We start from the raw sequence: 16,231 nt of genomic DNA on the forward strand, positions 1-16,231 counted from the left end.
GGAGATATCAGCATGACGAAGATTTGGCGGGAAGCCGGTTTTGTAGAAAACGATCCGTGGGTCATCGAGACCGATGAGGTCAAGGCGAGCGAGAGTCAGAAGCCGCTGCTCAGCCTCGATGCCCTGATCGCCAAGGCTGAAGAGAGCAACGATGTCGGCCTCGGCGTGGTAATCAAGCCGGCCGACGATGTGATGAAGCTGCGGCACTATCTCGATCGCCTCGCGATCGTTGCAGTTGCCTTTCCGGCCTTCAACGATGGCCGCGCCTTCAGCCATGCCTCGCTGCTTCGCGAGCGCCTTGGCTACGCCAATGAGCTGCGCGCCGTTGGCGACGTGCTGATCGACCAGATTCCGTTGATGTTGCGCGTCGGCATCGACAGTTTCGCTGTTACCAATGAAACCGCATTGAAGCGGCTGTCGGAAAACCGGTTGCCGGGCATTCCGCATTATTACCAGCCGACCGCCCGCCCGGCCGAAGCCGGGCAGGCCTATAGCTGGCGGCGATTGCCGGCAAAGTCGGCCTGATTGCCGTATTTGCGCCTATCGATGCATGTAACGTCGGCTGGAAGTAATCTTGACTGAAATATACAAATTTTAGTCGCGTGCGGCCGGGCGAAATGGAATACCTTTCAATTCGGGCTATATTGTAATATTAGCCTCGCGCAATGAGCCTGCCAGGAATGACGTGTAAGACGAATACGGGATCCGAGACAGAATGAACGCCCCCGCCAAGACAGATGAATTTGTTTCCGCAGTACCGGCGGGCGTTTTCGCCGAGAAGGTGCTGAGCGTCAGGCACTATACCGACCGGCTCTTCCGCTTTACGATGACCAGGCCGCAAGGCTTCCGTTTCCGCTCCGGCGAGTTCGCGATGATCGGCCTCATGGTCGATGGCAAGCCGCTTTATCGTGCCTATTCGATAGCAAGCCCGGCCTGGGCCGACGAACTCGAGTTCTTTTCGATCAAGGTGCCCGATGGCCCGCTGACATCGCATCTGCAGAATATCAAGCCGGGCGACGAAGTGCTGATGCGCAAGAAGCCGACGGGCACACTGGTTCTCGATGCGCTGACGCCTGGCAAGCGGCTCTACATGTTCTCGACCGGCACGGGCATCGCGCCTTTCGCGAGCCTGATCCGCGATCCCGAAACCTATGAGAAGTTCGAGGAGGTCATCCTCACTCATACCACTCGGGATGTGGCCGAACTCAAATACGGTTTCGATCTGGTCGAAGAAATTCGCAACGATGAACTGCTGAGCGAGGTCGTCGGCGACAAGCTGCGCCACTATGCGACTGTTACCCGCGAGGACTTCCCCTTTACGGGCCGCATCACCGATCTCATCGAGAACGGCAAGCTTTTCGCGGATCTGGGCGTACCCCCGCTCGATATAACAGTTGATCGCGGCATGATCTGCGGTTCATCCGCAATGCTGAAGGATACTAAGGACCTGCTCGAAAAGGCGGGCCTCACGGAAGGCGCCAACAGCAAGCCGGCTGAGTTCGTCATCGAACGCGCCTTCGTCGGCTGAAGCATTTCCAGGAAGAGCGCGTAGCGGTTTGCCGTCCGGAATGCGAAAGGCAAGAGAATGGAGCGTTTTCGCGATTCGAAGAAAGGCGCAAATGCTCTGGATCGATTGCCTGGCATGCAGAGATGGAGGAGCGGTCGCGGCAACGGGACCGCTTTTTTCATAGGCTGCCGAGATAATCGATCAGCGATGCCATAGCCACGCGTGCCTCGTCGGCATCGCCATCGTGAATCGCCTTTATGACGCGAATATGCATCGCAATCGAATGATCGGTGCGATCGGGCGTCGCACCGGAATACCAGAGCCGCCGCGAATGTGTTTGCACCGGTCCGAGAGCGGCCATGATGAAGTTGTTCGGGCAGGCGACTTCCAAGATCTCGTCGAATGTCTTGTCTGCCGCGAAGAAGCCGGGCAGGTTGCCCGTTATCGCGCAATCCGCCATCAGGCGCGCGCATTCCTGTAGCTGCTCGCGCTGTTGCTCGTCCGCATGAACGGCGGCAAGTGTGGCGGCGATCGGCTCAAGCTCGCGCCTGACCTGAATGACATGCTGATGGTCGTCGGGACGAATCTCCGCGATCTGCAGACCGACGCGCGGCCGCACATGGATCAGCCCCTGCCATGCGAGCTTCTGGATCGCCTCGCGCACCGGCGTCCGCCCATGCCCCGCCATCTCAATCAACTGCTTCTCGGTGACGAGCGCTCCAGGCTTAAGCTCGAGCGTCACGATCTGGTACTCGAGCGCCAGATAGGCGAGGTGGCTAAGCGAGTTCTGCATGCAAGACGTCCGACCGAACAGATATGGCGCACAGTGTCACCTCGCGCCGTCGAAGGCAACCAATTGTGATATATCAGTGCCGGCGGCTGGCGTCACGGGTCGCGCCGGCTCGCCGAATTAAGGCGGAGAGGCAGGCGCCATCGCATCAGTGTTCGATGGCCGAGGACAAGGTTGGCGGCTTCCGCTTGGCGGCCATCAGCAGGTCCAGCTCGGTGGCCGATGGGCCGAACTTATAGAAGAGGCGCTTCGCCTCCTCGTCGTCGAGGCGATATTTCCGTGCAAATTCAGCGATGCTGTAGGGGCGACCGCGTATGACCTTGCGGGCTGGCGTCCGATTGGCGTCTTCCGTCATCCTTCCAACCTCCTTTTCGGTTCCACTTTGCTAGATAGCGTCGCGGATGGAGTTGGAAAGGTCTTTGGCGTGCGTTGCGCCAGCAGAATGCAACAAAAAAGGGAAGGCGGAATCCCGTCTTCCCTCTTTCTCCGTCCCTATTCGGGCGGGTTCCGCCCGGATACGCCGCTATCTCCTGATCAATCGACCGATGAAGATCAGGATGCAGGCGCCGATGAAGCCCGTGATCAGGTAATTCAGCCATAGATGGAAAGGCAGCTGGATACCGAGCACGCCAAATAACCAGCTGGCGACGAGTGCGCCGATAATGCCGAGAATGATGTTCATGATGATGCCTGTGTTGCTTTTCATGATCATCTCGGCGAACCAGCCCGCTAGGCCGCCAATGATAATTGCTGCAATCCAACCGACGTGTGCATCTTCCATAAAAAGAACCTCCTGAGGACCCGACGGGTTGTTAACAATGTCTGATATACACGAAAAACGATTCGCCCCCCAACAATTGCGAACGGCAAACTGCTGGATCCCTTGAGCGCAACCCTGATTATTAGGGGTAATTGTTACGATTGTTCCGGTGTGTTGGAGCTGATTCTCCGACATTACGGCCTCTTCATCGCTTCGAATCCAAGCTTTGGCATGCCGTCCGGGTAATCCGGTCGGCGAAACGCAGCGTTTTGACCGCCTGGAGATGAGGAAAAGCGCCTTGCGGGTGCCACAGCCTCGATTTTATGGGTTGACCGCAATAGGGCGTCTGCATATGTTCCGCGCACTTCCAGCCGGGGTGAAAAATGGCCCGCGGAGAGGGAGAGCGTAGCTCAGCTGGTAGAGCAACTGACTTTTAATCAGTAGGTCATGGGTTCGAGCCCCATCGCTCTCACCATAGTCTTTTCAAACTTAAGTTGAATATCATTAATTTGAAACAACGTCGTTTGTCGCGCGAATGTGCGCTTGATTTTCGCGATGCCGCCGGCCCCAGCGGACAAAAAGCGCGCCCGACGGCGGGCTTTGCGCTTCCGCGCCGCCGGACGCTGCGGAAACGGTGCAGAGGTGACCGTTTCCGCCGTCTCCGGTGCCGGGCGGGTCGCCGGGGACGGGTGGAGGTGTCCGGTTGTCTTTGCAGATCACGGATAGTTTCAGTGCGCCCGAATTATTTTTGTGAAAACTAATTTAGTTTAATGGCGCTCGCTCAAGAGCGCGACGCGCGTCGGCAGCGCGCCAGTTTTCTGGAACCTAATCGAGTCACTCGTGTTTCCCACTGAGACAATAGGAGAGATACGATGGCAGACGAAGAATCCCATGATCCGCGTCGCGGAAAGGAAAATACGCAGACGCTCGCGAAGATACAGCACAGCAAGGCGCATGGCGTAAAACAGGAGGCGGACGCCGACGACAAGGCGCCGCTGGTTGCCGATCCCCGCAACAGGCTTGCGGACGGCAAAATCGATCCGGCGACGAAGGAGCTCAAGCCGAAGGAGAAGTAGGCTCGAGGGATCGGGGAATTTAGTTCCGCATATTACGAATGCAGCAGCTTCGGCGGCACCGTCTCCTTGCCGTCATTCATGGCGATGGCGATGATCGCCAGGAGAACATATTCGCGTTTCCAGCCGGATTTCAAGGCCGCGGCAAGAAGGCTCTCGATGGAAGGTTCAAGGGCGAAAAGGCAGGCGGCCAGATATCTCGCCTGCGACGCTTCTTCCGAAGGGGGAGGATTTATGGCTGCTTTCAATTTCCTGCTCCGTCCATTTATTCGATCGAACAGGGATGAGTTGTAATTTCAGCAGGTTTCCCAGGTTTTGCTCCTTTATTGCGAAACGTTGCTGTCGCAGCCGGAGTGCAATCATTCGTAGTCTCCGGGATGCCGGCAGACATAGCCGTTCGCAACGATCCTGTCTGAGAGGTAGAAAACAGACCTCGGTGGCAACGGAGCTGTGTGCGATGACCATGAAAAGGGCGCTGCTCTTCCGGAATAACCAGGGAACGATAAACTTCCCCAAACGTGTGGCCCTTCAAAGCCATACGCGCGCATTTTCATCCGGAATATCTGACAGGAGCGACTGACGCGTCGCAGCGATCAACCTTACCGTCATTTCAACGGCAAGGTTGATCATTGAGGGAGAAGAACCTTGGATGCTATGCCGCCTTGCCGCCGTTCTTCTTGCAGTCGCTGCGGAACTTGGCGCGTGCCTTTCCATGCAGGCCCTTGGCGTCGGCCTGAGCCGAGCATGCTTTGGAAACGGACGTTTGAGCAGGCTTCATCGCCTTTGGCTTGACCGTGCTGGTCGTCGACTTCATCGCAGGTGTCGACGTCGTGGCACTGGGGGTCGTCGTTGTTGTGCTGGGTGTCGCCGTTTGTGCCATGGCGCTTACGCTGAAGAGGGCGGCAAAGGCTGCAGTCGTGAACATGGTAGCAATTCGCATGGGGCTTTTCCTCCGCTAACTAACTTGGGTGGAATGTACGTTGTTCGACGAACGTTGACAGCTTGAACCAATATTTAAGCAAAAGCAATTTGTTCGTTGGGCTGCTCTGCGGCTGTTGGTCGCGCCTTTTGCCCGCCTGTCTCGGGCGGCAAGATGTGCGTTCCGGTTGCTTCACTATAAAGGTTTTGCAGCCGTCGCCCTCGAAAAGGTGATTGGCTTTCAGGCTTTCGCGAAGCTAGGAAGATGGGGAAATGACATAGCCGGAGTCCATCGTGTCGCTTGCCGATATCTCGCTTCTCAGTGCCTTGATCGCCGGGGCGCTTTCGTTCCTTTCGCCTTGCGTGCTGCCGCTCGTGCCGCCCTATCTCTGCTACATGGCCGGGATTTCGGTCGAGCAGTTTCGCGGCGGTGGAGCAGCTGTCGCCGCAGGGCCGAGCGTCCGCGGCAATGTGCTGATGTCGGCGCTGTTCTTTACGCTGGGGTTCGCCACCGTATTCGTCGCGCTCGGCGCCGGTGCTTCGTCGATCGGCCTGCTGCTGCGCCAGCATCTCGATGTTCTTTCGAAGATCGGCGGTTTGATTATCGTCATCATGGGCTTGAATTTCCTCGGTGTTTTCCGCATCGGCCTTCTTGCTCGCGAGGCGCGTTTCCACGGCAGCGGCAAGCCGGCGACGTTGACGGGCGCCTATATCATGGGCCTTGCCTTCGCCTTCGGCTGGACGCCCTGCATCGGCCCGGTTCTCGGCGCCATCCTCGGCATCGCCGCCTCTCGTGAGACGGTTGGTGCGGGCGCTAGTCTGCTCGCGGTCTATTCGCTGGGGCTTGCCATTCCGTTCTGGATCGCCGCCGGCTTTTCCGGCGCTTTCATGAGCTTTCTGTCTCGCTTCCGCCGTCATCTCGGCACGGTCGAGAAGATCATGGGCGGACTTCTGGTGCTGACCGGGCTCGCCTTCATATTCGGCTATATCAGCGACATGGCGATCTGGTTTCAGCAGACCTTTCCAATCTTGATGAAAATCGGCTAAGTCGGGCGATATCCTTCGCCTTCATTTTTCACGGCAAAATGGAATATGCCCGATGGCTGACGTTGTCGGTCTGCTGCTGCCATTCTTCGGCCTGATCCTGATCGGCTACATTGCAGCGCGCATCACGAAGCAACCGGCGGAAGCGCTTGGCTGGCTCAATACGTTCATCATCTATGCGGCATTGCCGGCTCTGTTCTTCAAGCTCGTTTCGCAAACGCCGATCGAACAGCTGACGCGAATCGATTTCATCGCCACCGATATCGCCGCGACCTATTCGATCTTTCTCCTGCTGTTTCTGATCGGGCGTTTCCTGCGACGCAATTCTCTTGCCGACAGCACGATCCAGGCCTTTGCCGGAGCCTACGGCAATATCGGCTACATGGGGCCGGGCTTAGCGCTTCTGGCTCTGGGAGAGAAGGCAGCCGTTCCCGTCGCGCTGATCGTGTGTTTCGAAAACGCGCTGCACTTCATCGTCGCGCCGGCCCTGATGGCTCTGGAAGGTGGAGACAAGCGCTCCGTCTGGCGCCTTGCCGCGGATATCGCCCGAAAGGTGCTGCTACATCCCTTCATCCTGTCGACTGCCCTGGGTTTTGCCGTGGCAGCACTTTCGCTTCATCAGCCGGTCGCCTTCGAGCGATTTGTCAATTATCTTGCGCAAGCAGCTGCGCCCTGTGCACTATTTGCCATGGGAGTTACGCTTGCCTTGCGGCCGTTGAAGCGGGTTCCGGTCGAGATCGGCTATATCGTGCCGGCGAAACTCATCCTGCATCCGCTCGTCGTCTATATCGTGCTGCAGGCTGTCGGTGGCTTCGATCCGATTTGGATCGAAGCGGCAATGCTGCTCGCCGCTTTGCCGACGGCAACGAATGTCTTCGTCATCGGGCAGCAATATGGTGTCTGGCAGGAGCGAGCCTCCGCCACCATCCTGATCACAACGGCTTGTTCCGTCGTGACGGTCTCGCTGGTGCTCTATCTGATAAATTCCGGCGCCTTACCGGCGCAGCTTTTCCCGTAGCAGAGAGGGAAGGTTGCGCAGGCTGCCGCCGGGCTCGATACCTTCGCGCATGACGATGTTCCGGAGCGGCGCGATGGCGGAGAGCACATGCAGCCCCGCCGCGCGCAGCATTTGCATCGGCAGGAAATCCGACAGAAGCGAGCGATTGAGGAGATCGACACTTGTCGTCCGGCTGATGATGTCGACGCGGCGCTTGCGGTCGAAATTGTCGCCGGCCGATCGCGGGATCGGCTGATCAGCGCGGGTGCAGAGGATGTCTGACAATGCCAGTATATCGCGCAGGCTCAGGTTCAGGCCTTGCGCCCCGATCGGCGGAAAGACATGGGCGGCTTCGCCGATCAAGGCGGCGCGGCCCTTGCCGAAACGATGGGCTGTCATGCCGGAGAGCGGCCAGACCTGGACATTGTCCTCGATCGTCACCCGACCGAGCATCGATTGCATGCGCTCCTCGACCAGTCTTCCGAGTTCTTCGAGCGACTTTTCGGCATTGGCGGCAGCTTCCGCCGGCTTCTGCACCCAGACGAGGCTGGAGCGGTTGCCGGGCAAGGGGACCTGCGTGAAGGGGCCGCTTTCGGTGTGAAATTCCGTCGAGATGTTCTGATGAGGCAGGGAGTGCGCAAGGTTCAGAACCATGGCGGATTGCGGATAGGACCACCCCTTGACCTTGATGCCCAAGGCCTCGCGCACCATCGAGTTGCGTCCGTCGGCACCGACGACGAAAGCGGCATCGATCGAATCGCCGTTGTCGAGCGCAATCGTTACGCCATCGTCGCGAAAGGTGATGTCCGAGGCGCTGGCCTCGATGCGGCTGATATTTGCTTCCGCCTCGATGGCGTCATGGAGGCTGCCGAGCAGCACGGTATTCGGAATATTGTAGCCGAAGGCGTCGAGGCCGATTTCCGACGATCTGAACGAGATAGTCGGCGCACGCAGCAGCCTCGATGTGCCATCGATGATCCGCATGGTCGTCAATGCAGCCGCCGAGGGCGCGATCTTGTCCCACAGCGTCAGGCGCTCGAGAAAGCGGATCGATTGATCCATCAGCGCCGTCGTCCGCCTGTCGGCCTTGTTGTGCGGCGCGGCCACCAGGGCGACGGATCGTCCGCCGCGCGCAAGCGCGAACGCCGTGATCATGCCGGCCAGGCCACCGCCGATAACGGCCACTTCAATCTGCTTCATATCGATGCCTCAATTGCCACTCGTTCTGAAAATAGGCGCTTAGCCTGTTGAAATCCATGGGATGAAACATCGCAGCGGGTGAAAATGACAGGAAGTCGCGCTAGCGTGACGGGGTAGACGCTTTTGCGCTGGCGGTAGAGACCAAAGGATGCATATTAGCGAGAAAAACCGCCTGCCGGGGCAGGTGCATAAGCAGACGAGTCACGGGGCGGATGAAAATCTTCAAATACAAGCGAGTGCCTTACGCGGAGATTCGTGCTTTCTCCGTCCATATATTGACGGCATCCGGATCTTTTCTCGCCTTTCTCGGCGTCGTTGCAGCCTCGGAGCATCGTTTTGTCGATATGTTCTGGTGGCTTGGCCTGGCGCTGCTGGTCGATGGTATCGACGGGCCGATCGCCCGCAAGGTCCGGGTCAAGGAAGTCCTTCCCAATTGGTCGGGCGATACGCTCGACAATATCATCGATTACGTGACCTATGTGCTGCTGCCGGCCTTCGCGCTCTATGAAAGCGGCATGATCGGCGAGCCCTGGTCGTTTGTCGCCGCCGGCATGATCGTGGTCTCCAGCGCCATCTATTACGCCGATACCGGCATGAAGACGGACGAGTATTTTTTCTCCGGCTTCCCAGTCGTCTGGAACATGGTAATCTTCACGCTCTTCGTCATCGATGCCAGCGCCACGACCGCCATGATCCTCGTGGGTGTTTCCGTCGTCTTGACCTTCCTGCCGATCAATTTCCTGCACCCCGTGCGCGTCAGACGGTTGCGGCCGCTCAATCTCGGCATATTCCTCTTCTGGTCGGCGCTCGGTGTCTATTCGCTGCTGATGCACTTCGTCATGCCGCAATGGGCGGTTGCTCTCTTCATCATAAGCGGCATCTATCTTTACTGCATCGGCGCCGTATTGCAGTTTTTTCCGTCCCTCGGGCGTCAATAGGATTGCGCATCATGAACAAGACCCAGGTCATTCGCATCCATGAAAACGGCGGTCCTGATGTCATGAAGCTGGAGGAGGTGGATCTGCCGCCGCCTGCTGCCGGAGAAGTGCAGATCCGCCATGCCGCGATCGGACTGAATTTCATAGATGTCTATCTCCGGTCTGGGCTTTACAAGGCGCCTCACTTTCCGCTGCCGCTCGGCAAGGAAGCCGCCGGTACAATCACGGCGGTCGGGGCGGGCGTCTCCGATTTCTCAGTCGGCGACCGCGTCGCCTATGCCGGCAGCGATGGCGCCTATAGCGTCGAGCGTAATATCGAGACCCGTCATCTGGTCAAGGTGCCTGACGATATCCCGCTCGAAACGGCGGCGGCGATGATGCTGAAGGGCATGACGGCCGAATATCTGCTGAACCGCACCTTCAAGGTCGGCCCCGGCGTCACGCTGCTGTTCCACGCCGCAGCCGGCGGCGTCGGCCTGATCGCAGGTCAATGGGCGAAAGCGCTGGGCGCCGCCGTGATCGGCACGGCCGGTTCGGCTGAAAAGGTCGAGCTGGCACTGGCGCATGGTTATGACCACGTCATCGACTATAGCCGGGAGAATTTCGCTGACCGCGTTCGGGAAATTACCGGCGGCAAGGGCGTTGACGTCGTCTACGATTCGGTCGGCAAGGATACGTTCCCGCATTCGCTCGATTGCCTGAAGCCGCGCGGCATGTGGGTGACCTTCGGCCAGTCCTCGGGTCCGATCGAGAATTTCAATCTCGCCATCCTCAATCAGAAGGGCTCGCTTTTCGCGACTCGCCCGAGCCTTTTCGCCTATGTCTCCACACCGGAAGAGTTGAGAGCCAGTGCCGGGGCGTTATTTGCTGTTGTGCAAAGCAACAAAGTGCGTATCAATGTCCATCAGACCTATCCGCTTGTTGATGCTGGGCGCGCGCACTCGGATCTGGAAGCAAGAAGAACAAGTGGAACTACACTGCTGATCCCATAGATCCATAAAGGGCAGGACGGTGGGAAGGAAATGAGGGGAACGTGTCGTCATCTGATGTGCCGGCAACCGGTGCGTTACTATCGGTTCGCAAACTGACGAAGCTGTTCGGTAGTTTTGCTGCCTGCAATGAAATCGATCTGGAAATCCAGCCGGGCGAAATTCACGCTCTGCTCGGCGAGAACGGCGCAGGCAAATCCACGCTCGTAAAGATGCTGTTCGGCGTGCTGGAGCCGACGCATGGAGAAATAGTCTGGCAGGGCCAACCCGTTGCGATCGACTCGCCGGGCACGGCCCGCAAGCTCGGCATCGGCATGGTGTTTCAGCATTTTTCGCTGTTCGAGGCGCTGACGGTTGCCGAAAATATCGCGCTGTCGCTCGACAGCAAGATCCCGATCGCGAAAATATCGGAAGAGGCTGCGAGGCTCTCGCGAGCCTATGGCTTGCCGCTCGATCCGAACGCTCATGTGGCCGATCTCTCCGTCGGCGAGCGCCAGCGCATCGAAATCGTCCGCGCGCTGCTGCAGAATCCGAAGCTGATCATTCTCGATGAACCGACCTCGGTGCTGACGCCGCAGGAGGCCGATCGCCTCTTCGAGACACTGTTCCAACTGAGGGACGAAGGGCGCTCGGTGCTTTACATCAGCCATCGCCTGGAAGAAGTGCAGCGCATTTGTTCGCGCGCCACCGTGCTTCGCCACGGCAAGGTGACCGGTGCCTGCGATCCGCGGCAGGAAACGACGGGTTCGCTTGCGCGCATGATGGTCGGCAGTGACGTTGCCAGCGTGCAGCACGAGGGACTTGGAAGTGCGGGTGACATTCAGCTCGAGGTCGCTGGCCTGTCCGTCCCGGCGCGGACTCCCTTTGCCATGTCGCTGAAGGACGTTTCGTTGCGTGTGCGTGCCGGCGAAATTCTCGCAATCGCAGGCGTTGCCGGAAATGGGCAGGGCGAGCTGTTCGACGTCATCTCCGGCGAATACACCGTCCCATCGGACGATCTGATCCATGTGCGCGGCCAGGCGGTCGGCACCAAGGGCATCAATGCGCGCCGGTTGCTCGGTGCCGGTTTCGTGCCGGAGGAGCGCCATGGACACGCCGCCGTCTCGGCGATGAAGCTGTCGGACAATCTCGTCCTGGCGCGCAACCAATCGGACAGCAAGGCATTTCTGCGCGGTCGTTTCCTCAAGATCATCCGTCACGGCGTCGTCAAGCAGGCCGCCAAGCGGATCTGCGAAGCGATGGATGTGCGCAAGAGCGGCGAGGATCCGGCCGCCGGCGCGCTTTCGGGCGGCAATCTGCAGAAGTTCATCGTCGGTCGAGAACTCGATCGCCAGCCGAGCGTGCTGGTCGTCAACCAGCCGACCTGGGGTGTGGACGCAGGGGCCGCGAGCCGCATCCGTCAGGCACTGGTCGATCTTGCCCGTGACGGTTCGGCTGTGCTGGTTATCAGCCAGGATCTTGACGAGATCTTCGAAGTGGCGACCGATATCGCCGTCATCTCGGAAGGCCGGCTTTCAGCTTCATACCCCGCCGGCGAACTCACCCGCGAAAAGATCGGCCTGCTGATGAGCGGTCTGCATGAATCCAGGACGCATTCGGAGCCCGCGCATGCGCATTGAACTTGAAAAGCGCCCGCAGGTCTCGAAACTGTTCGGCATACTGTCGCCGCTGCTTGCCCTCGCGCTGGCGCTGATCGCCGGCACCATCATGTTCGCCGTCATGGGCAAGGACCCCGTGGAGGCGTTGGACGCCTTCTTCGTCGAGCCTCTGCTGGAAGTCTGGTCGCTGCACGAACTGGCGATCAAGGCAGGGCCGCTGATCCTGATCGCCGTCGGCCTCTGCGTCTGCTACCGCTCCAACAATTGGAACATCGGGGCGGAAGGTCAGTTCTCCATCGGCGCGGTCACCGGCTCCCTCATCCCGATCGTCTTCACCGATTGGCATTCGCCGATGATCCTGCCGCTCATGCTGATCGCCGGCGCCATCGGCGGCGCCCTCTATGGCGCTATTCCGGCGCTGCTGAAGGCGCATTTCAACACCAATGAGATCCTCACGAGCCTGATGCTCGTCTATATCGCACAGCTCTTTCTGGATTGGCTGTCACGGGGGCCGTGGCGCGATCCACAGGGGCATAATTTTCCACAGAGCATCGATTTTCCGCCGGAGGCCGTGTTGCCGGCGATCTGGGAGGATTCCGGCCGTGCCCATTGGGGTATCGTCTTTGCCGTCGTCGCGGCGATCCTTGCCTGGTTCATGATCAAATATACGCTGAAGGGTTTCGAGATAACCGTGCTTGGTCAGTCCGCACGGGCAGGTCGGTTCGCCGGCTTCTCCTCGCGGAAAATGGTCTGGTTCGCCTTTCTCTTTTCCGGCGCGCTCTCGGGTCTTGCCGGCATTTCCGAGGTCGCCGGCTCGATCGGCCATCTGCAGCCGGCGATCTCGCCAGGCTACGGCTTCACCGCCATCATCGTTGCATTCCTGGCACGTCTCAATCCTCTCGGTGCGATCCTTTCCGGCTTCGTGCTGGCGCTGACCTATCTCGGCGGCGAGGCGGCACAATTGTCGCCCGGTATTTCCGCCAAGGCGGCGAATGTCTTCCAGGGGCTGCTGCTGTTTTTCGTGCTCTCCTGCGATACGCTGATCTACTATAAGATCCGCCTGATCTGGTCGCGGGTTCGAGGAGGTGCGGCATGAGTGTCTTTGAAGCGATCCTCCTCACCATCATCACGGCCTCGACGCCGCTTGTCATTGCCGGCTTGGGCGAGCTGGTGGTGGAGCGCTCTGGCGTGCTCAATCTCGGCGTCGAAGGCATGATGATCATGGGCGCGGTCGCCGCCTTCGTCGGCGCGCAGATGAGCGGGTCGCCCTATGTGGGCCTCGTCGCCGGCATCATCGCCGGCGCATTGTTTTCCCTGCTGTTCGGGTTCCTGACGTTGACGCTGGTGACCAACCAGGTCGCTACGGGTCTCGCGCTGACCATCCTCGGCCTCGGTCTCTCCGGGATGATCGGCGAAGGCTATGTCAGCGTGCCCGGCGTGCAATTGCAAGAAATCGTCTTCCCGTTGCTATCGGACATTCCGCTCGTGGGGCCGGTGCTGTTCAAGCAGGACCTGACCTTCTATCTCTCGATCGCGCTGCTCATCGGCGTCAACTGGTTCCTCTTCCGCAGCCGCGCCGGCCTGAAGCTGCGCGCCGTCGGCGACAGTCACGGTTCCGCGCATGCGCTGGGCATCGATGTCATCCGCACGCGCTATCTCGCCGTCATGTTCGGCGGTGGCTGCGCGGGGCTTGCCGGCGCGCAATTGTCGCTGGTCTACACGCCGCAATGGGTCGAGAACATGTCGGCCGGCCGCGGCTGGGTGACGCTGGCGCTCGTCGTCTTCGCGTCCTGGCGGCCGATGCGCGTCATGGCCGGCGGCTATCTTTTCGGCGCCGTGACGATCCTGCAGTTTCACGCACAAGGCTTCGGCGTCGGCATTCCCTCGCAATTCCTGTCGATGCTGCCCTATGCATCGACTATTGTGGTTCTCGTCATCATCTCACAAAATCGCCGCGCGACCTTGATCAACACGCCAGCGTCGCTCGGCAAGGCCTTCGTTCCGGAGCGCTGAGGACAAACAGCCGGACGGATTTTTGTAAAAACATGTCAAACCAATAGGGGTAACCATGAAAAAACTAGCACTCGCACTCGCCACGACAGCCGCTGCCATCGTTGGTTTCGCGGCTGCGGCCGAAGCGGCGCCGACCAAGGTCTGCTTTGTCTATGTCGGTTCGCACACGGATGGCGGTTACTCGCAGGCGCACGATCTCGGCCGTCAGCAGATCCAGAAGGAATTCGGCAACAAGATCGATACGCCTTATCTCGAGAACGTGCCGGAAGGCCCCGACGCCGAGCGCGCCATCGAGCGTCTTGCCCGCTCCGGCTGCTCTCTGATCTTCTCCACCTCATTCGGCTTCATGGATGCGACCGTCAAGGTTGCGGCCAAGTTCCCGAAGGTGAAGTTCGAGCATGCGACCGGCTTCAAGAGCGGCCCGAATCTCGCGACCTACAATTCGCGCTTCTATGAAGGCCGCTATATCCTGGGTCAGATCGCTGCCAAGATGTCGAAGAATCACGGTGCCGCCTACATCGCTTCCTTCCCGATCCCGGAAGTCGTCATGGGCATCAACTCCTTCGAGCAGGGCGCCCGCTCGATCGATCCGAGCTTCAAGCTCAAGGTCATCTGGGTCAATACCTGGTTCGACCCGGGCAAGGAAGCCGATGCCGCCAAGGCCATGGTTGACCAGGGCGTCGATATCCTGACCCAGCATACCGACACGACGGCACCGATGCAGGTGGCCGAAGAGCGCGGCATCCACGCCTTCGGTCAGGCTTCCGACATGATCGCCGCCGGCCCGAAGGCGCAGCTGACGGCCGTCGTCGACACCTGGGGCAACTATTACTCCAAGCGCGTTCACGCGCTGCTCGACGGTACGTGGAAGTCCGAGCAGAACTGGGACGGCCTGAAGGACGGCATCCTGAAAATGGCGCCCTACACCAACATGCCCGACGACGTGAAGAAGATGGCTCAGGAAACCGAAGCCAAGATCAAGTCCGGCGAACTCGCACCCTTCACCGGCCCGATCAACAAGCAGGACGGCACACCTTGGCTGAAGGCCGGCGAGAAGGCCGATGACGGCACTCTGCTCGGCATGAACTTTTACATCGAGGGCGTCGACGACAAGCTGCCCGCTTCGAAGTAAGGCAGACGAAATGGCATGAGTTGAAAGGGGCGCCCTTGGTGCCCCTTTTTTGTTGTGTTGCGGTAGCGAATACTGATTTACAAAAGTACTACTATATGTTTTTTTGATCGAGGGTCGGGGAGAGGGCCCTTGACGGGACTTCGCTGGTCTATCCGGAATCGTTTTTTCCATTTATACATCAGCGGGATATTCGCTTGTCATGGTGAGCATTGAGCTTGTCGTGGTGATGGGCGGAACACTGCTAACGGGAGGAGCGGGGTTCGGCGGAGGAGCATTCATCGGAATTCTGATACAGGATCAGCTTCAGACCTACATCGCCTTTGATGGAACGCTTTCCAACGGGTGGATGACGGCCTGATCGGCCTGCTGCAGTTTGCATATATTCTGATGCCCGAGAGTTTTCTGCTGCTTTCTCGTTTCAATCGACGTTACGTCTGAGGGAAGGACAGAGTGCTTGCGCAGCCGAATGCTTGATACGAGAAAACCCCAGGGAAAGTCGCGGACGAGCCATGCACAGGTGGTCGACGATCTCGGCAAGGCAATTGTCTCCGGCGTCTTCCCGATCGGTAGCATCCTTCCGGGGGACAGCGAACTTCTGCAGCGCTTCAAGGTATCCCGCACTGTTCTGCGCGAAAGCATGAAGACCCTGGCGGCAAAGGGGATGGTTGTGCCGCGCGCGCGTGTCGGCACGCGTGTCACCGAGAAGATTTATTGGAACATGTTCGACAACGAAGTGCTCAACTGGCATTTCGAAAGCGGGGTCAACAAGGAGTTTCTTCTCCACCTCTACGATATACGCATGGCGTTCGAGCCTTTCGCCGCCAGCCTGGTGGCGGAACGGGCCAGCCGCGAGGACATCGATTTGCTGCGGCGGCTTGCGGCCTCCATGGCGGCCCCGCATCATACGTCCGACAGTCTGGCCGTTGCCGACCTTCATTTCCATCTGGCCATTACCGAGGCGTCGCAAAATCCGTTCATGCGGTCGCTCGGCGGGCTTATCGAGGCTGCGCTGGTCGGCATGTTCCGCATGAGTGCGCCACCCTCCAGCAACGGCTTCAGCAATATTGCCGACACGCATATGGCCATCGTCGAAGCCATTGCAGCGCATGATGCCCTGGCGGCGCACAAGGCCATGGAATTCGTCATCATCGACGGACGTCAACACGTCCTGGAGGCTTTCGCGGCTCTTGTCGAGGCGTAAGGGCGACTTCTAATTTCGCCGTAGTTCACCGCTCGACTAGTTGCTATGAGGGGACAGCGCCCGGTCACGGG

The 16,231-nt window shown here is 59.2% G+C and carries 18 protein-coding genes, 1 tRNA gene and 1 pseudogene; 14 read left to right on the top strand and 6 right to left on the bottom strand.

Going from position 1 to position 16,231, the window contains the following annotated elements; genetic code table 11:
• The first annotated feature begins 12 nt into the window (after positions 1 to 12).
• Together FHT29_RS12535 and FHT29_RS12540 are read left to right on the top strand one after the other, a co-directional pair.
• Complete coding sequence (locus tag FHT29_RS12535; protein ID WP_168599714.1) at positions 13 to 525, top strand: DUF934 domain-containing protein; 513 nt, start codon at positions 13 to 15, stop codon at positions 523 to 525.
• Between the two features lie 190 nt (positions 526 to 715).
• On the top strand, positions 716 to 1,528 hold the full coding sequence (locus FHT29_RS12540) for a ferredoxin--NADP reductase (RefSeq protein ID WP_168599715.1): 813 nt from the start codon (positions 716 to 718) through the stop codon (positions 1,526 to 1,528).
• Between the two features lie 157 nt (positions 1,529 to 1,685).
• Here FHT29_RS12540 and FHT29_RS12545 read toward each other — a convergent pair whose 3' ends face one another.
• The 3 genes from FHT29_RS12545 to FHT29_RS12555 form a co-directional block, all read right to left on the bottom strand.
• Complete coding sequence (locus FHT29_RS12545; protein WP_168599716.1) at positions 1,686 to 2,300, bottom strand: GntR family transcriptional regulator; 615 nt, start codon at positions 2,298 to 2,300, stop codon at positions 1,686 to 1,688.
• A 145-nt stretch (positions 2,301 to 2,445) separates the two neighbouring features.
• Positions 2,446 to 2,652 carry a hypothetical protein gene (locus FHT29_RS12550; RefSeq protein WP_034505093.1) on the bottom strand — a complete coding sequence of 69 codons (207 nt, stop codon included), beginning with the start codon at positions 2,650 to 2,652 and terminating at the stop codon, positions 2,446 to 2,448.
• Between the two features lie 168 nt (positions 2,653 to 2,820).
• On the bottom strand, positions 2,821 to 3,078 hold the full coding sequence (locus tag FHT29_RS12555; RefSeq protein WP_037202013.1) for a GlsB/YeaQ/YmgE family stress response membrane protein: 258 nt from the start codon (positions 3,076 to 3,078) through the stop codon (positions 2,821 to 2,823).
• Between the two features lie 378 nt (positions 3,079 to 3,456).
• Between FHT29_RS12555 and FHT29_RS12560 the strand changes: the two genes are divergently transcribed.
• Together FHT29_RS12560 and FHT29_RS12565 are read left to right on the top strand one after the other, a co-directional pair.
• Positions 3,457 to 3,532, top strand: a tRNA-Lys gene (locus FHT29_RS12560).
• Positions 3,533 to 3,929: 397 nt separating this feature from the next.
• Positions 3,930 to 4,133, top strand: coding sequence for a hypothetical protein (locus FHT29_RS12565; protein WP_168599717.1), 204 nt, complete (start codon positions 3,930 to 3,932; stop codon positions 4,131 to 4,133).
• Positions 4,134 to 4,165: 32 nt separating this feature from the next.
• Here the strand turns inward: FHT29_RS12565 and FHT29_RS12570 are convergent, their stop codons facing one another.
• Both FHT29_RS12570 and FHT29_RS12575 read right to left on the bottom strand, forming a co-directional pair.
• Entirely contained in the window at positions 4,166 to 4,378 is a 213-nt protein-coding gene (locus FHT29_RS12570; RefSeq protein WP_037202019.1) for a hypothetical protein, read from the bottom strand.
• Between the two features lie 404 nt (positions 4,379 to 4,782).
• Positions 4,783 to 5,070: a PsiF family protein gene (locus tag FHT29_RS12575; protein ID WP_037202021.1), complete on the bottom strand. Its 288-nt coding sequence runs from the start codon at positions 5,068 to 5,070 to the stop codon at positions 4,783 to 4,785.
• Between the two features lie 272 nt (positions 5,071 to 5,342).
• On the opposite strand from FHT29_RS12575, the gene FHT29_RS12580 reads away from it, so the two are divergent.
• Both FHT29_RS12580 and FHT29_RS12585 read left to right on the top strand, forming a co-directional pair.
• On the top strand, positions 5,343 to 6,095 hold the full coding sequence (locus FHT29_RS12580) for a cytochrome c biogenesis CcdA family protein (RefSeq protein WP_168599718.1): 753 nt from the start codon (positions 5,343 to 5,345) through the stop codon (positions 6,093 to 6,095).
• A 52-nt stretch (positions 6,096 to 6,147) separates the two neighbouring features.
• On the top strand, positions 6,148 to 7,110 hold the full coding sequence (locus FHT29_RS12585) for an AEC family transporter (RefSeq protein WP_168599719.1): 963 nt from the start codon (positions 6,148 to 6,150) through the stop codon (positions 7,108 to 7,110).
• On the opposite strand, the gene FHT29_RS12590 is transcribed toward FHT29_RS12585, so the two are convergent.
• Complete coding sequence (locus FHT29_RS12590; protein ID WP_168599720.1) at positions 7,087 to 8,289, bottom strand: UbiH/UbiF family hydroxylase; 1,203 nt, start codon at positions 8,287 to 8,289, stop codon at positions 7,087 to 7,089. The genes FHT29_RS12585 and FHT29_RS12590 overlap by 24 nt on opposite strands.
• A gap of 212 nt (positions 8,290 to 8,501) precedes the next feature.
• On the opposite strand from FHT29_RS12590, the gene pcsA reads away from it, so the two are divergent.
• The 8 genes and pseudogenes from pcsA (at position 8,502) to FHT29_RS12630 (ending at position 16,160) form a co-directional block, all read left to right on the top strand.
• Entirely contained in the window at positions 8,502 to 9,227 is a 726-nt protein-coding gene (pcsA, locus tag FHT29_RS12595; RefSeq protein ID WP_037202031.1) for a phosphatidylcholine synthase, read from the top strand.
• 11 nt (positions 9,228 to 9,238) lie between these two features.
• A complete protein-coding gene (locus tag FHT29_RS12600; protein ID WP_168599721.1) occupies positions 9,239 to 10,219 on the top strand; it encodes a quinone oxidoreductase in 981 nt (326 codons plus the stop codon).
• 41 nt (positions 10,220 to 10,260) lie between these two features.
• On the top strand, positions 10,261 to 11,835 hold the full coding sequence (locus FHT29_RS12605; protein ID WP_047561738.1) for an ABC transporter ATP-binding protein: 1,575 nt from the start codon (positions 10,261 to 10,263) through the stop codon (positions 11,833 to 11,835).
• On the top strand, positions 11,825 to 12,910 hold the full coding sequence (locus tag FHT29_RS12610; protein ID WP_047561740.1) for an ABC transporter permease: 1,086 nt from the start codon (positions 11,825 to 11,827) through the stop codon (positions 12,908 to 12,910). Before FHT29_RS12605 ends, FHT29_RS12610 begins: the two co-directional genes overlap by 11 nt.
• On the top strand, positions 12,907 to 13,827 hold the full coding sequence (locus FHT29_RS12615; RefSeq protein WP_047561742.1) for an ABC transporter permease: 921 nt from the start codon (positions 12,907 to 12,909) through the stop codon (positions 13,825 to 13,827). The genes FHT29_RS12610 and FHT29_RS12615 overlap by 4 nt, the downstream gene beginning before the upstream one ends.
• A gap of 55 nt (positions 13,828 to 13,882) precedes the next feature.
• On the top strand, positions 13,883 to 14,959 hold the full coding sequence (locus FHT29_RS12620; RefSeq protein ID WP_037202043.1) for a BMP family ABC transporter substrate-binding protein: 1,077 nt from the start codon (positions 13,883 to 13,885) through the stop codon (positions 14,957 to 14,959).
• A 142-nt stretch (positions 14,960 to 15,101) separates the two neighbouring features.
• Positions 15,102 to 15,397: pseudogene (locus FHT29_RS12625) on the top strand (sugar ABC transporter permease YjfF); the annotation flags it as partial.
• Between the two features lie 16 nt (positions 15,398 to 15,413).
• Positions 15,414 to 16,160: a FadR/GntR family transcriptional regulator gene (locus tag FHT29_RS12630; RefSeq protein WP_047561746.1), complete on the top strand. Its 747-nt coding sequence runs from the start codon at positions 15,414 to 15,416 to the stop codon at positions 16,158 to 16,160.
• Positions 16,161 to 16,231: the final 71 nt, after the last annotated feature.

Source organism: Rhizobium sp. SG741, from assembly GCF_012275435.1.
GTDB classification, from domain to species: Bacteria; Pseudomonadota; Alphaproteobacteria; order Rhizobiales; family Rhizobiaceae; genus Rhizobium; species Rhizobium lusitanum.